Below are 16,133 nucleotides of genomic sequence, written 5' to 3'. Positions count from 1 at the left end.
GAAGAGTATATCCTAATGTACAAATAATAAATTCACAGGAATATGAGTTATATAATTTGCAAATACTATCTATTATAGCACTATCCGCTATATTGTACTCTCCTGTTCTTAATTGTACAAAATTGGAAAAATTCTCACTATCCTCTTCACTCCATTGTCTTCTTACAGCCCATGCGCTGTCCCCCCTTGCATCAATGTAGTTCACGGGGTCGTCTCCACACGACACGTATGGCGACCATGAGTAGTATTTCTCCGCCAAGGCATCCATTACGTTCCATCTTCCCGTCACGGGGTCGTAGTGTCTTGCACCGTGGTCGTACCAGTCCAGTCCATGGGTGCGGTCGAGCTCTTTGCCTATGTATTTGTAGGGTTGGGTGGCGTGGTCATTCTCTCTGCTTCCGGCAATGGCGAAAGCAGGGAGGCTCAGAGTGGTCATGAGCCCCAACAGCATTATGACAATCTGGCGGCGCATGGACAGGGGTTAAGATGTTTACATTGCAAATATAATAATAATGTACACACGCGCAAAGAAAAATGGCAGAAAAGTGATGGCAGGGGGAGAAAATAATATAGATGCAGCCTGCTGCCCCCCGTTGGGGTCAAGTGGCTCAGGTGGACAGGTTCGTGGCGGACGTAGTGGAAAAGGATACAATCCATATTCATCAAAGAAGCCTCGTTGTACTAACTATAATGGCAAGGGTACCATCAGATGTGGCATCTGTTATGGTTCGTGTACCCCCACGGCGCCTACCGACAGCCCCACCGCGCCGTACGTGGCGACGCTGCCAGCACCACTTGTCGTGACGGCGGTCACCGATGCTGCCACCGCCGGCTACCCCAGCGGCGCCGCGACCGCTTTCAGGGGTTCGTAACAATAGGCACGAGCCCACGTAACAATTGTTACGAACCCTCGTTTCAATAGGCACGTGAGCCCGTGCCTTCCGTTACGAGCCGGCAGTCATGACAACGGCGGCAGCCAAAGTACTCAGCATGAGGGCGTAAGGGGCTGTCACGCCCGCCGCCGCTGATGAGGATGGCGCGGAGTTGCCCGCCACTGCCGCCATCGACGACCGGCAAAAGCGGGAATGTGACGGCGGAAACAGGAATGTGACGGCGGAAACGGGAGAAAAAATCAAAAAAAATATGGGGGCAACCGCAGTTGGTTTGCTATTTTTTTGTACATTTGTGGCGTACAACGCGCCTATGGCCAACACGCCGGGCGCACCGCTAACCGTTAAAACACAAACTGATATGCGCATATCCCGATTTATCACGATTGTCATGGTGGCATGGCTGGCATCGACACTGGCTGCCACAGCCGCCCCCATCGACGCCCGCACCGCCCGCGCCACGGCACAGACCTTTGCCACGCAGCGCGGCAAGCAGATAGTCACCCCGACAGCACCCTTGAAGGTTAAGGGGAGCACCTCGACCCACGCACCTTACTACATATACGATGTAGAAAACGGCGGCGGATTTGTCATCATCGCCGGCGACGACCGCGTGCCCAGCATACTGGGTTATACCGACAGCGGCAGCTACGACGAGGCAACCCTGCCCGACGCCCTGCGCGACATGCTCGCCGACTACCGCCACCAGATAGAGGCGCTCGACTCGCTGCCCGAGGCTGGGCAGGCGTCGCAGAGCGCCAGCGCCATGAGGGCGCAGGTGGCTCATCCCTCGCGCCGTTTCGTTGCGCCCCTGCTGCCCACGGCGTGGAACCAGAAAGACCCGTACAACCAGCTGTGCCCCGTCTACAACAACAGCGACGGGTCGTCAAGCGGCGCCCGGTCGGCCACAGGATGTGTGGCTACGGCGCTGGGACAGATGATGGCGTACTATCGCTACCCGTCGGCGACGATGGCAGACATCCCCTCCTACTCGTTCACCAGCGGCGGCAAGAGCATCAGGATGGATGCCGTAGCCAAGGGCACCAAGATAGACTGGAACAACATCAGAAATACATACTCGGCAGCCAACACGGAGGCAGAAAAGACAGCCGTGGCACAGCTCATGGTCATCGTGGGCACGGGATGCCAGATGGCGTATGGCGCAGCCTCGGCGTCAAACATGCAGATGGGCGTACAGCTGCTGCGCGACAAGATGGGCTATGACGAGACCGTACGCAACGTGTGCCGCACCAACTACACCCAAACCGAATGGACAGACCTGCTCTACCGCGAGGTCGCCGAGGGCAGGCCCGTGGGCTACCGTGCCAACTCGACCCTACGCGGCGGCCACGCCTTCGTCATCGACGGCTACGACACCGCCGACCTCTTCCATGTCAACTGGGGCTGGGGCGGTTCGAGCAACGGATATTTCCGCATCAGTGTGCTCTACCAGTCGGAAGCCACCAGCGTGAGCACCGCCAACGGCAAGGGCTTCTCCCTGGAGCAGGAAGCCATCATCGGGGTGAAGCCTAACGACGGGATAGACAGCGGCATAGACGGCACGCCGACGCTCTCGGCACGAAACATCAGCGTGAAGGGCAGCTCCATCTCAACCACCTTTACCAATTTCACAGGCTCTGCGCAGACCGGCTCGGTGGGCATAGGCGTCATCGCAGCCAATGGCTCCATCACCAAACTGGCGTCTTCCATGGTGTTTCTCAAAAACAATTACGAAATCAAAGAGATTTTCTCTGTCAACAACCTCGTTGACGGCACCTACCGCATCATTCCCATCTGGAAACAGATAGGAGGCAGCAAGTGGTCGGCTTGCTGCGACGCAAGTCATGAGTATATCGAGGCAGTGTCGGCTGGGGGCAAGGTGACGCTGACCCGCCATCCGCTCAACAACGCCAAGCTGAGCGTCAAGGAGTGGTCGTTTATCAACAACCGCGTGGCGGGCGTGGAGCAACACGTCAAGGCGGTCATCAGCAATACCGGCGACGACTATATAGGCGACCTCTACCTCTTTGCCAGCACCAGCGCCTCAACCAAAGGCAAGCCCGCAAGCACAGGCGGCGTATCGCTCGTGGGCGGAAAGGACAACGAGGTGACCATGACCTTCACTCCCACCCCTGCGGGAACATACTATATATGGCTCGCGCGCGACAAGAACGGCACACAGGTGGTGGGTTCGACCCAGGTGGCCATCACCACGACCGACACGCAGGCGGTAAACCTCTCGGTGGGATATGTGGCTTACGACAATATGGTGGGCAACAAGGTGTATGGCAACTACCGCCGTGCCACCATCATCCTGAACAACAAGGGTACAGCCGACTACAACGGCAATGTGGTGGTGACGCTCTACCGAGGGCAGATAGGCGGACGCACGCTGTCGCCCCTGGTCACAAAGTATATCAGCATCAAGGTGAAAGCGGGTGAGCAGACACGCTCAGTATGCCGCTTCGACGGCCTGCAGACGGGCTACAAGTATGCGCTGCGACTCTTCTATGAGGGAGCCAAATCGGCGCTCGACAACAACAACCCCAACGCCATCTACTCGCGCGAGCAGCATCCTGGCATCATCTTCTACCATGCCGACGGCACCACCTCGGCACAGGTTCCTGCCGCCGCCATAGACGGAGGCAGTGCCATGGCGATAGATATGCGTGGTGTGACGGGCATCAACGCCATCGCCCCATCGACCAACCCCAATGCGCTGTATCTCATAGACGCCACAGCCACGGTGCCCTCGACATTGGCGGGCAAGAACGTGGTGAGCGGCACCTACGCCGACCGCATCACGCTCACCGACGGCTATCCCTTTATGACGCCCGTGGCGTTCACGGCGGGCAGCGTGAGCTATAGCCGCGCCCTGGCTGCCGAAGCAAAGAGCGAGAACAACTGGCAGACGCTTGCGCTGCCCTTCGCCCCCACCGACATCAGTTGCGAGGGTGAGCGGGTGAGCATAGACCAGAGCCGTCTCTACCTGCGACGCTACGCGGGGCAGAACCAGACGCTTGCCCCGATATTCGAACCCGCAGCAGCCATCACCGCCGCCGAGCCCTTCGTCATCAAGGGTACCGGCACACTCAAGGGCAAGACGCTCACCTTCAGCGCCGTCAACGCGCAGATAGACGCGTCGCAACGCCTGAGCGCCGAGACCGACGACTACTGCTTCAAGGGCACCACCTACAGTCCGTCGGTGGCAGCCAGCTTCACGCTCAACACCCACAGCAATGCTTTCGACTACCACAGCGAGGCGACACAGATAGCGCCGTTCCGCGCATATTTTGTGCCGACAGCTGAGCCTGCCGAGGGAGAGAGCATCGTGATAGAAGGCACCACATCGGGCATCGACGCCACATGGGCTGAAGGCTCGACCGTGGCGGTCTACACCCTCACGGGAGTCAAGGTGGGCACGGCGCGCATAGAGGGCCAGGCGGTCAACCTCACGGGCTATCCGCAGGGCGTATACATCGTGGGCGGGAGAAAGGTGGTCAAGGCTGCCAGGTAAACTGCCTACGGTGCCACAACCCGCAGCCCGACAGGCGGGCTGACGACAGAGACGACGACAATCATGCTATTTCATATACTCAATACTACCATTGCGCCACCCGCGCGCATGAACGACCCATTCAGTTACCAGCCCCATGCGCTGTGCATCGCCGCTGCCAGAGAACTGCAGCGCAGTCTGCCGGAAATCATGAGCAGATACCCCGAAGAGCGGGGCAAAATGTTTGGCGTGCTGGTGGTAAGGCGGGGCGACGACTTGGGCTATCTGCAGGCTTACAGCGGACAGCTGGGCGGCAGCTATCCGCTCACCGACGACTTTGTGCCGCCGGTCTACGACTATCTCGCGCCCACCGGACACTTCAAGCAGACCGAGCGGGAGATAAGCGCCATCAACCACAGCCTCAAGGCCATGGATGCCGACAATGGCAGCCTCGTCCGAGAGCGCTGCCAGGTGATTGAAGCCTGTCGCGACCGCCGTGTGGAGGCTTGGCGCAAGACGATGGAGCAGTCCAAGCGGCGCCGCGACCTGCTGCGCCCCACCGCCGATGAAGAGACGGCGCGCAGACTCGTCCGCGAGAGCCAGTACCAGAAGGCGCAGCTGCGCCGCATCAGAGAGCGGTGGACTGTGGTCATCGGCGCGGTAAACCGCCGACAGGAGAGGGAGCGCGAAGAGCGACAGCGGCTCATCGCCAGGCGACGCGAGATGAGCGACAGCCTGCAGCACTGGCTCTTCGACCGCTTTGTGATGCTCAACGGCCGTGGCGAAGAGGCTTCCATCGCCGACATCTTTGCCCACTACGACCCGCAGCGTCCCTACCTCACCCCACCGGGCGGCACGGGCGAATGTTGCGAGCCCAAGTTGCTGCAATATGCCTACAGGATGGGCTTGCGCCCGCTGTGCATGGCGATGTTCTGGTGGGGCGAGAGTCCCGAGGGAGAGATACGCCATCACCTGCATTACTACCCGGCTTGCCAGAGCAAGTGCAGGCCCGTGCTGAGCTACATGCTGCAAGGAATAGAGGTGGAAGACAGCGACGACACGCCCGACGACCATCGGCTGGACATCGTCTATGAAGACGAGTGGCTCGTGGTGGTAAACAAGCCGGCTGGCATGCTGAGCGTGCCAGGCAGACAGGAACGCGAGTCGGTGGCATCCATCATGCGCCGGCGTCATCCTCATGCCACAGGACCTATGGTGGTACACCGGCTCGACATGGACACCAGCGGACTGATGATAGTGGCGCTCACCACCGAGGTCTACCACCGGCTGCAGCGCCAGTTTGCCAGCCGCGAGATAGACAAGACCTATGTGGCGCGGCTCGAGCCTTCGGGCACTACCGTGGCTGCCGAGGGCGAGATAAGGCTGGCTCTGGCGCCCGACGCCGATGACCGTCCGCGACAGCGGGTAGACGACGCCGAAGGCAAGGACGCCCACACCCGATACCGCATGACCGGCGACGACCGCGTGGAGCTGCATCCGCTCACGGGACGCACCCATCAGCTGCGCGTACACTGCGCCCACAGCCGTGGTCTCGGCCGCCCCATCCTTGGCGACCCGCTCTACGGTCATGGCGGCGACCGCCTCTACCTGCATGCGCAGTCGCTCTCCTTCATCCATCCCGTCACGGGCAAGCCCATGACGGTATGCTCGCCGCCACCGTTCTGACCCGACAGACAGAAGGCCCGCTCTCCTCACAAGGGAAAGCGGGCCTTCTGCATATGGTGGCGCCGGGCGGAAGCCGCGACGGCGGTTCAGACAAAGAACATGATGATAATCTGGGCGATGATGACTCGCACGAACATGCCGAGGGGATAGACCGACGCATAGCTGACCGAAGAGGTATCACCCTGAAGCGTATCGTTGGCATAGCCCAAAGCCATGGGGTTGGCCATACTGCCGCAGAGCACGCCGCAGATGGTACCGAAGTCGTAGCGGTGCATGCGCAGCATGATGATACCTATTATTAATATAGGTATAAGCGTGAGCAGCGCACCGATACCTATCCACATGAGGCCCTCGGGTCGGATGAGCGTATGGAAGAAGTCCTTGCCAGCCTCGAGACCCAGGCAGGCAAGGTAGAGCGACAGCCCGAACTTGCGCAGGATGAGCGACGCGCTGCGGGTGGTGTAGGAGATGAAGTGGGCCTTGGGGCCAAGGGCGCCGACGATGATACCCATGATGATGGGGCCACCGGCTATGCCGAGGCGCACGGGGGCTGCGGCGCCGGGGATGGCGATGGGGATGGAGCCAAGCAGCAGACCGAGCACCACGCCAAGGAAGATGCTGCCGAGGTTGGGCTCGTTGAGGGTCTGCACTCCGTTGCCGATGAACTTCTCCACATTGTCGAGCGACTTGGGAGTACCGACGACAACGACACGGTCGCCATACTGCAGGCGCAAGTCGTCGGTGGCGAGGAGCTTCAGGTCGCCGCGCAAGACACGGCTCACGTTGACACCGTAGGTGGAACGCAGCTGGAGGTCTACCAGATGCTTACCATTGAGCACCTTGCGCGATACGACGATGGTGCGGCTCGCCACTTCTGAGTCTATATGGTTCCAGTCTATCTTGCCCTCGTTCCAGTTGGTATCACACTCGTGGCCGAAGAGGATGGCCATGGCGTTGCGGTCGTGCTTGTTGGTGATGACGAGCAGCTTGTCGTGCATCTTCAGCACGGTCTGCGCAAAGGGTACTATCACTTCCTGTCCACGCCAGATGCGCGAGATGATGAAGTGCTCGTGGGAACTCTGGGCGAAGTCCTCAACCTTCTTGCCGTCAAGGGCGGGGTTCACCACTTCATATTCGCCGATATAGGTATGGTCGGCCTCGTCGCGCGAGCGCACCTTGAGGTCGGCGGGGCGCACCAGGAAGCGGCGCAGCACCACCATCACCAGGATGACGCCCACCACACCGAAGGGATAGGTGACGGCGGTACCCAAGGCGAGCGACCCGGCGGGTTTGCCCACCTGATGCAGCGCCTGCTGGGCGGCACCCAGCGCAGGGGTGTTGGTTGTGGCTCCGCAGAGCAGACCCACCATGTCGGGCAGATTGACTCCGGTGAGCGGCACCAGCACGATGGCGAAGAGCGTACCCAAGAGTATCACGCCCAAAGACCACAGATTGAGGGACAGTCCTTCACGACGGAGCGAACCGAAGAAGTTGGGGCCCACGCTGAGACCCAGCATATAGACAAAGATGACCAGTCCGAAGGTCTCGGCGTAAGCCAGACTCTCGGCATCGACGGTCACGCCGATATGTCCGGCAAGAATACCAATAAAAAACACGAAAGCCACGCCCAACGACACGCCCATCAGGCGCACCTTGCCCAAGGCGAGGCCCAAGGCGCATATCAATGACAGCGCGATGATGGTGTGTACAGGCGAGTTGCCGGTCAGTATTTCAGTAATCCAGTTCATACCAATAACGTTTCAACCGACAAAGGTAGTAAAAAGTAAACTTGTGGGAAAGCAAAAACGCTAAAAAATAATGGAATAAGCCCAAAACCACAGCGGGCTGGGGCAAAAGGGCACGGCAGAGGGCATGGTGCGCACCTCGGGCATAGCCGCGACGGGCTGCGGCGTGACTTGCTCAGCACTGCCGCAGCTCGATGCGGAACACGGTGCCCACGCCGGGCTCGGAACTCTTGACATAGATGCGGCCGTGGTGGTATTCCTCGACGATGCGCTTGGCGAGCGAAAGGCCCAGTCCCCATCCGCGACGCTTGGTGGTAAATCCGGGGCGGAACACGTTGCCCACATCCTTCTTGGGGATGCCCTTGCCCGTATCGGCAACCTCTATCCACACGCCCTTGGGCGAAGTGCCAGTAGTAATGGTTATCTTTCCGCCGTCGCCGCCCATAGCGTCGACAGCATTCTTGCACAGGTTCTCGATGACCCATTCGAAGAGCGACGCGTTGAGGTTCACCGTCTGGTCGCCCTGGGTATGGCTGACGCTGATGACCACCCGGCGCGAGGTGCGGCGGTCCATATAGTCGACCACATGACTCAGCGTGGTGTCAAGGCTCACGGGCACAGGCTCGGGGAGCGACCCTATCTTGGAGAAGCGGTCGGCAATGAGTTGCAGACGCTTCACGTCCTTGTCCATCTCGGGTATCAAGTCGTCGTCGGGATAGTTTTCGCGCAGTATCTCGACCCACGCCATGAGGCTGCTGATAGGAGTACCCAGCTGGTGGGCGGTCTCCTTGGACAGGCCCACCCACACGCGGTTCTGCTCGGCCCGCTTCGAGGTGAGCAGGGCTATCACCGCCACGCCCACGAAGAGCAATACTGCTCCTATTTGTATATAGGGATAGACGGCAAGGCGTTTCAGCGTGAGCGAGTCGTCATAGCACACGTCGATATAGCCATCGGCATGGTCTTCGTCGAGATAGATACGGATGTAGTGGCCACCCGCCTTGAGCCGCGAAGCCATCTGCGCGACATAGGCGGTGCTGTCGGCATCGTGGCGGCGACCAGTATCCACATTGCGCACCGTCTGCACCCTCCCCTGCTGGTTGAGCACGATGACGGGGATGGTGTGGTTCTCGTCTATCACGCGCAGCACCAGATTGAGGTCGGTGTTCTCGTCGGCGGTGTTGAGCGAGCGCATAGCCTCTGCCCACACCCCCATCTTGTTGCGCTCCTCGGCTTCGAGGTCGCGCGTCAGCCGATGAGACACCATCACCGAGGCGACAGCCATCAGTATGGCTATCACCACCAGCACTATCTTTACCTGTCGTATGCGGTCTGTCCATTTCATATCTTATAGGTATAACGCTCAAATGATACCATTTAGTACATTAATGAGGCTAAAAAAATGCGCAGAAACCCTAAAAAACGCGCTGTAAACTATAATAATTGTCAAAACCATGAATTTTCTTTTGATGAAAATCAATTATATCCCTCAAAAATAGTACTTTTGCAATGGATAAAAGTTATTCCGTCATTCTCATAACATCTCTACCTGAGTCCGAGAGGATGAGGAGCAGAGACAGGGACATTAATAGTATTTTACGGAATACAGTCACTGATGGAGAGTTAGTTAGTTTTAAGTTTTTTTGTGGCGGCCTGAGGAATTTAGGTAAATGTGAAGTGTTCTCGAGGCCGTCGGGGATTTGAAATCACAAGCTCGATGGAGCTACAGATGGATAGTTCCCAGGTCATGAGGCGTCGTTGAGGCGCCAACTTGGTCAAGAATTATAAGGAGATGGTTTCGGTAGCGACTGAAGCCACCTCCTTTTCTTTTATCCCTATCGCGGGGATGGCGGCAGCCACATCAGTCGGCACCCGAGCCTCCCTCACGCCCAAGCCCTTCATCGCGCGCGCCGCAGCCATTGCTCCCTCTGGCGTAATCGTCTGCACCATCATGCTCAGCTATCCCCCGTCGACGCTGCAGCATGGGACTGTCTATGTGTTGATGCTCAAAAAATTGAAAACATTATCCTTAATTTTGTACAAATATTAACGCGAAAAGATTTACCTTTGTACACGATAAGAACAGAAACACCTATAGACATCGATGAAGCTATTGATAAAGAATATGGTATGCCCTCGCTGCATCAGCGCAGTCAAGGATATACTCATGTCTGAAGACCTGACGGTCATGTCGATAACTCTGGGAGAAGCGGAGACGGCAGAAAATCTCTCCGACAGCCAGCGCCATGCCGTGGCAGAGCGTCTGCACGCCATAGGATTTGAACTCCTCGACGACCCTCGCAGCCAACTGGTCGAGCAGATACGCATAGCCGTACAGGCATGGGTAAGGATGGACTCCGTGCGACCCAAGCTGTCAGACTATCTGTCCTGTCGGCTCCATCGGGAGTACAGCAGCCTGAGCAAGTTGTTCTCCGAGGTGCGCGGCATCACCATCGAGAGGTTCGCTATCCACCATCGCGTCGAATACGCCAAGGAACTGCTATGCTACAGCAGCCTCACTACCAGCCAGATAGCCTACCGGCTGGGGTACGGTTCACCCACTTATCTGTCTTCGCAGTTCAAGCAGGTGACGGGGATGACGCCTCGGGAGTTTCGCGAGCTGGAGATACACCGGCGTACTGCCCTCGATGCATTATAATAAGGTATAGATACTGGCATTAAGGATAAAGAGATTGTTAGTAAGGAAAAAGACTACACAGATGAAAAGAACTTTGATTATACTACTGGTAGGTATGCTGGCGACCCAGACCCTCTCGGCACAGCAGGACACTACCACCCAGACCCACGACCTCAAGCAGGTGGTGGTCAAAGCCACCAAGGGCATCAAGGCACGATACCGCGTGGACAATACCGACCTCATTGGTCAGGGCCAACTGATACGTGCTGCCTGCTGCAACCTGGGCGAGTCGTTCACGACCAACCCCTCGGTCGATGTAAGCTACAGCGACGCTGCCACGGGAGCCCGACAGATAAAACTCCTTGGACTCAGCGGCACCTATGTCCAGATGCTCACCGAAAACATACCCAATCTGCGCGGCGCAGCACTCCCCTACAGTCTTGGCTATGTGCCCGGACCCTGGATGCAGTCGATACAGGTGAGCAAGGGGGCATCGAGCGTCAAAAACGGATATGAGAGCACCACGGGCCAGATAAATATAGAGTTTCTCAAGCCACAGGGTACCGATGGAGTGAGGGCCAATGTCTATCAGGACAGTGAACTGAAGACCGAGGTCAACCTCGATGGAAGCATACACCTCAACAGCCGACTGTCTACAGCCACTCTGCTGCACTTCGAGAACCGACAGATGGACCACGACGGCAATGGCGACGGATTTATGGATATGCCCAAGCTGCGCCAATACAACCTGATGCACCGCTGGGCTTATGTCTCGCCGCGCTGGATTAGCCAGTTGCTGCTGCGGGGGCTCCACGACGAGCGCCAAGGCGGACAGAGCGCCAAGCACGCCACCTTCTCGTCGGCGCCACTCTATGCTACAGCGGTAGAGACCGACCGATACGAGATGCAGTGGAAGAATGGCTTCACCCTGAACGCCGACCACAACACGTCGATAGCCCTCATGCTGCACGGCTCGTGGCACGACGCCGATTATGGCTTCGGCCTCACCCGTTACGATGTGACCCAGAAGAACGGCTATGCCCAGTTGATGTTTGAGACCGACATCGATGACCATCACAACATCAGCGTCGGGGCGTCGCTCAACCACGACAACTACGACGAGCGTTTCAACCCGCTCGGTACATTGCCCGACGCCGCGAGCCGGGTGACCCGCGAGACCACTCCGGGCATCTACGCCCAGTACACCTATAAGTTGGGCGACCGCCTCACGGTGATGCCCGGCGTGAGATGGGACCACTCGAGTCTCTACGGCAACTTCGTCACGCCCCGACTGCACCTCAAGTATTCTCCATCCGACGTGGTGACCCTCCGCACATCGGTAGGCAAGGGTTATCGGTCACCCCATGCGCTGGCAGAGAACACCGCGTTGCTGGCAAGTGGCAGAGAGGTCATCGTAAGTCCAGACCTGAAGCAGGAGGAGGCATGGAACATGGGATTATCCATAGGTCTGAACCTGCCCGTGGCCAACCACACACTCGAGCTGAACGCAGAGTATTACTACACCGACTTCCTGAACCAGATGGTCATCAACTTCGACGGAGCCCGGGGCGCCCACACGCTCTCGTTTGAGAACCTTGACGGCAGAAGCTATAGCCACACGCTGCAGGTCGATGCCACCTATCCGTTCTGGGACGGCATGTCGGCCACTGCCGCTTTCCGCCTGAACGATGTCCGTTGTACCTACGACGGAGCAAGGCAAGTCAAGCCGCTCACTTCGCGCTACAAGGGGCTGCTCACGCTCTCTTACAAGACGCCGCTCCAACTCTGGCAGTTTGATGTGACTGGCCAGCTCAATGGAGGTGGACGCCTCTACGACCAGAGCCGCTACCCCGCCTACTTCCAGCTGCAGGCGCAGATTACAAGGGAATTCCGCAACATCAGCCTCTATGTCGGTGGCGAAAATCTTACCAACTACAAGATTGCCAACCCCATCCAGGGTGCCCACCATCCCTGGGATGCCGGCTTCGACGCCACTCAGGTGTGGGGACCGGTAACCAGAGCGATGGCTTATATAGGACTGAGGTTCAAACTGGAAAAGCTATAACGCTACAAATCATTCAAAAAACTATAGAACATGAAGAAGTATCTTTTAATGGCATGGTTGCTTGCGACAGCGGGCAACATGATTGCCAAGGCACCGGCCGACACGCTCACCGTAACCACTCTGCCGCAGATGCACTGCCAGAACTGTGAGAACAAAATCAAGAGCAACATCCGTTTTGTCAAGGGCACAAAGAAGATAGAGACCTCGGTCGACGACCAGCGGGTCACCATCATCTACGACGGCAAGAAGGCCAAGTACGAAGACTATGTCGCCGCCTTCAGGAAGATAGGTTACGAGATAAAGAAGAAGTAACAGAAGCTCCCAAGTCCGGCCCACCGTCATGAAGACGCGACCGGAGACCATAGCAGCCAAGCCTCACCTCGGGCAGTATGTCCGCGCGCCCAGCCCGGCAGCCTTCTATCGGCAGCATACTACCCAGGGTGAGGCTTTTGCGTAGGTCGGCGACAGGGAGGGTAACTCCAGCGGCGTGGAGGGTACCTTGGGCGAACTGGAGGGTACCTTGGGAACCGTGGAGGGTACCTTGGGCGAGCTGGAAGGTACCTTGGGAACCGTGGAGGGTACCTCTACCCACGGGCTGACCATCGCCGATATCGGCGGGAGCCACTCTTTTCTCGCCTTAATCGTCTCTATCTCTGAAAATTGTCGTATATTTGCAGCTGGCAACTATATACTTATACCCTTTTGGACATGAAGAAGTATCTCATCACCATCCCCCTGCTGATCATTGCCTGCGTGGTGCTGCTCGCAGCCTGCACCGGCAAGCCCCGACCTTTTGTCATCGGCGTGTCGCAATGCTCTGAAGACATCTGGCGCAACAAGCTGAACGACGAGCTCAAGATGGGCGAGTTTCTCAATGACTCGATCATCGTGAAGCTCGCCTCGTCTAACGACGACAATGTCTTGCAGAACAAGCAGATCAACCAGTTTGTCGACGAGGGCGTCGACCTGCTGGTGGTGTCGCCCAACCAGTTGAGCCCGATATCCAAGGCCGTAGAGCGAGCCTACGACAAGGGCATCCCCGTGATACTCTACGACCGCAAGACCAACTCTGACAAGTATACTGCCTTCATCGGCTGCGACAACTATCTGATAGGCAAGTCTATGGGTACGTTCATCGCCCAGCAGTTGCACGGCAAGGGCCGTATCGTCGAAATCACAGGCCTCGAAGGCTCGTCGCCAGCCCTGGAGCGTCATCGCGGATTTATGGATGCCGTCAAGTCCTATCCCGGCATAGAGGTGGTGGTGTCGGAGGGTGGCGACTGGAAAGAGGAGAGCGGCATCCAGGCGATGAAGCGCATCCTGAAGCGCACGCAGGACTTCGACTATGTCTACGCCCATAACGACCGACTCGCCTGGGGTGCCTATGTGGCAGCGCAGCAGATGGGCGTGGGCAAGAGATACAAGTATACGGGCGTGGATGGGCTCGCCACCGAGGGCGGAGGTCTGGAGCTGGTGCGCGACGGCGTGCTTGAGGCGTCATATCTTTACCCCACCAAGGGCGACCAGGTGATAGCGCTCGCCATGAAGATACTTACCCACAATCCCTTTGACAAGGACAACTATCTGAGTACATCCATCATCACCAAGGCCAACGCCGAACTCACGCTGATGGAGGCGCGCGATGCGGAGAGGCAGTCACGCAATCTGAAGACGCTCCACAACCAGGTCAACCAATACCTCTCCGACTATAATGCGCAGAAGGTAATGCTCATCGGCCTCGGAGCGTTCCTCCTGGTATGCGTCACCGCCGCCGCCATGATTTTCAGAGGATATATCATCAAGGCCAAACTCAACGAGCAGCTCGCCAAGGCCAACGGAGAACTGGAGGAGAAGAACAAGGAGCTGAAGCGACTCAACGAGGAGGTGATGGAGCTCACCCACTCGCGCCTGGTGTTCTTTACCAACATCAGCCACGAACTGCGCACACCGCTCACGCTCATCGCCGACCCTGTGGAGATGATGCTCGAAGACTCCAGCATCAAGGGCAGGAGCCGCGAACTGCTCAAGATGGTGCAGCGCAACGCGCTGGCTCTACAGCAGCTCGTGGGCAATATCCTCGACTTCCGCAAGATACAGAACGGCAAGATGGAGCTTAGCCTCAGCCGCTTTGACATCGTCGAGGCAATGAGGGTGTGGACCGACGACTTCCGCCTGACTGCCGAGCGCAAGAAGATAAGGATGGACTGTGCCTCCACAGGCTTCGACACCGACCGCATGATGGTCGCCGACAAGGAGAAAGTGGCGCGCATCGTGTTCAACCTCATCAGCAACGCACTGAAATACACTCCGGCAGGAGGCGAAATCCATGTGACGCTCGCCGCCGAGGCCGACAACATACGCATCGATGTGCGCGACACGGGCAAGGGTATCGCCAGCGCAGAGGCGGACAAGGTGTTTGAGCGGTTCTTCCAGCTCAAGGGCGCCGCAAGCGGCACGGGCATAGGACTGGCTCTGGTCAAGTCGTTCGCCGAACTCCACCACGGCGAGGCAAGGGTGGAGAGCCGTCCCGGCATGGGCGCCGACTTCATCGTGGTCATCCCCCGCCATCAGGCCGACGGCGCGCCGATAGCCGACGACACCGACACCATCACCCCGACCGCCGACGAGGCAGCGCTGCAATACATCGACGACGGCGACAAGCAGCAGGGCAAGGTGCAACAGCTGGTGAGCGAAGAAGCCGACAAGCCCACGATACTCATCATCGACGACAACAACGACATACGCCAGTATGAGCGCACGCTGTTGCAGGACACCTACTTCGTAATTGAGGCTGCCGACGGCAAGGAGGGTCTGGAGGTGGCACGCAGGGAGGTGCCCGACCTGGTGGTCTGCGACGTGATGATGCCGGTGATGGACGGACTCGAATTCACCGAGCAGCTCAAGACCGGAACCGCCACCTCGCACATCCCGGTCATCATGCTCACCGCCAAGAACCTGGAGGAACACCGCGCAGAAGGCTATGAGCATGGCGCCGACTCCTACATCACCAAGCCATTCCACGGCAAGGTGCTCCTGGCACGCATCGACAATCTGCTGAAGCAGCGAAAGCTGCTCAAGCATGTATACCAGCGTGCCGCAGATGTAGAGACCGAGGTCGAGGCCACACAGCTCAACGCCCGAGACAAGCAGTTTGTCAAGCAGCTCAACGCCATCATCCAGCAGCATCTCTCCGACTGCGACTTCGGTGTCGAGGACATCGGCAAGGAGATAGGTCTGAGCCGCGTGCAGCTCTATCGCAAGATCAAAGCCATGACGGGCTCGTCGGTGGTCGACATCCTGCGCAAGGCACGCCTCGCCAAGGGCAAGCGGTTGCTGGAGAACCGCAGCATGACCATCGCCGAAGTGGCATACGAGGTGGGCTTCTCGGCGCCGTCCTACTTCACCAAGTGTTTCAAGGACGAATACGGCATGTTGCCGGGAGACATAGCCAACTCATGACCCGACACGCGGTGACAGCCGTCATCGTCGCACGCTTTATATATAGGAATGGAAAAATTATAGCCTGATTATCGACCCAGGCATAGACAACCACAGCAAAAATCGTTCATTGTATAACAATTATGTTACAATGAACGATTTTTGTTATCACATG

13 protein-coding genes are annotated in these 16,133 nt (G+C 57.9%); 8 read left to right on the top strand and 5 right to left on the bottom strand.

Annotated features, from left to right (window positions below; all coding sequences use genetic code 11):
- Positions 1–436 (bottom strand): RHS repeat-associated core domain-containing protein (locus CIK95_RS04060; RefSeq protein WP_305775640.1); only part of this gene is annotated, 436 nt, incomplete at its 3' end.
- 76 nt (positions 437–512) lie between these two features.
- On the opposite strand from CIK95_RS04060, the gene CIK95_RS12740 reads away from it, so the two are divergent.
- On the top strand, positions 513–872 hold the full coding sequence (locus CIK95_RS12740) for a hypothetical protein (RefSeq protein ID WP_144007718.1): 360 nt from the start codon (positions 513–515) through the stop codon (positions 870–872).
- A gap of 72 nt (positions 873–944) precedes the next feature.
- Here CIK95_RS12740 and CIK95_RS13105 read toward each other — a convergent pair whose 3' ends face one another.
- A complete protein-coding gene (locus CIK95_RS13105) occupies positions 945–1,259 on the bottom strand; it encodes a hypothetical protein (RefSeq protein WP_158215081.1) in 315 nt (104 codons plus the stop codon).
- Here CIK95_RS13105 and CIK95_RS04055 point away from each other — a divergent pair.
- Both CIK95_RS04055 and CIK95_RS04050 read left to right on the top strand, forming a co-directional pair.
- Positions 1,252–4,407 carry a C10 family peptidase gene (locus tag CIK95_RS04055; RefSeq protein WP_158215080.1) on the top strand — a complete coding sequence of 1,052 codons (3,156 nt, stop codon included), beginning with the start codon at positions 1,252–1,254 and terminating at the stop codon, positions 4,405–4,407. The two genes, CIK95_RS13105 and CIK95_RS04055, sit on opposite strands and share 8 nt — an antisense overlap.
- Positions 4,408–4,470: 63 nt before the next feature.
- Complete coding sequence (locus tag CIK95_RS04050; protein ID WP_094385731.1) at positions 4,471–6,072, top strand: RluA family pseudouridine synthase; 1,602 nt, start codon at positions 4,471–4,473, stop codon at positions 6,070–6,072.
- An 86-nt stretch (positions 6,073–6,158) separates the two neighbouring features.
- Here the strand turns inward: CIK95_RS04050 and CIK95_RS04045 are convergent, their stop codons facing one another.
- The 3 genes from CIK95_RS04045 to CIK95_RS13100 form a co-directional block, all read right to left on the bottom strand.
- Positions 6,159–7,820 carry a putative transporter gene (locus tag CIK95_RS04045; RefSeq protein ID WP_094385733.1) on the bottom strand — a complete coding sequence of 554 codons (1,662 nt, stop codon included), beginning with the start codon at positions 7,818–7,820 and terminating at the stop codon, positions 6,159–6,161.
- 172 nt (positions 7,821–7,992) lie between these two features.
- Positions 7,993–9,162: a PAS domain-containing sensor histidine kinase gene (locus CIK95_RS04040; RefSeq protein WP_094385735.1), complete on the bottom strand. Its 1,170-nt coding sequence runs from the start codon at positions 9,160–9,162 to the stop codon at positions 7,993–7,995.
- A 437-nt stretch (positions 9,163–9,599) separates the two neighbouring features.
- Positions 9,600–9,770 (bottom strand): hypothetical protein, encoded by a 171-nt coding sequence (locus tag CIK95_RS13100; protein ID WP_158215079.1) that lies wholly within the window; start codon positions 9,768–9,770, stop codon positions 9,600–9,602.
- Between the two features lie 151 nt (positions 9,771–9,921).
- Between CIK95_RS13100 and CIK95_RS04035 the strand changes: the two genes are divergently transcribed.
- The 5 genes from CIK95_RS04035 (at position 9,922) to CIK95_RS04015 (ending at position 15,979) form a co-directional block, all read left to right on the top strand.
- The gene (locus CIK95_RS04035; protein ID WP_094385737.1) at positions 9,922–10,476 is read left to right on the top strand and encodes an AraC family transcriptional regulator; all 555 of its coding nucleotides are present in this window, start codon (positions 9,922–9,924) and stop codon (positions 10,474–10,476) included.
- Between the two features lie 73 nt (positions 10,477–10,549).
- Positions 10,550–12,520 (top strand): TonB-dependent siderophore receptor, encoded by a 1,971-nt coding sequence (locus CIK95_RS04030; RefSeq protein ID WP_254046413.1) that lies wholly within the window; start codon positions 10,550–10,552, stop codon positions 12,518–12,520.
- Positions 12,521–12,550: 30 nt separating this feature from the next.
- Positions 12,551–12,832 carry a heavy-metal-associated domain-containing protein gene (locus CIK95_RS04025; RefSeq protein WP_022310032.1) on the top strand — a complete coding sequence of 94 codons (282 nt, stop codon included), beginning with the start codon at positions 12,551–12,553 and terminating at the stop codon, positions 12,830–12,832.
- Between the two features lie 175 nt (positions 12,833–13,007).
- Positions 13,008–13,232, top strand: a complete 225-nt coding sequence (locus CIK95_RS04020) for a hypothetical protein (RefSeq protein WP_094466330.1) — start codon at positions 13,008–13,010, stop codon at positions 13,230–13,232.
- A complete protein-coding gene (locus tag CIK95_RS04015; protein ID WP_094466329.1) occupies positions 13,229–15,979 on the top strand; it encodes a substrate-binding domain-containing protein in 2,751 nt (916 codons plus the stop codon). The genes CIK95_RS04020 and CIK95_RS04015 overlap by 4 nt, the downstream gene beginning before the upstream one ends.
- Positions 15,980–16,133 lie beyond the last annotated feature (154 nt).

Source organism: Prevotella sp. P5-108 (genome assembly GCF_002251385.1).
Classification (GTDB): domain Bacteria; phylum Bacteroidota; class Bacteroidia; order Bacteroidales; family Bacteroidaceae; genus Prevotella.
Note: the sequence above shows the minus strand (reverse complement) of the source record. Positions and strands in the feature narration are given on the sequence as shown.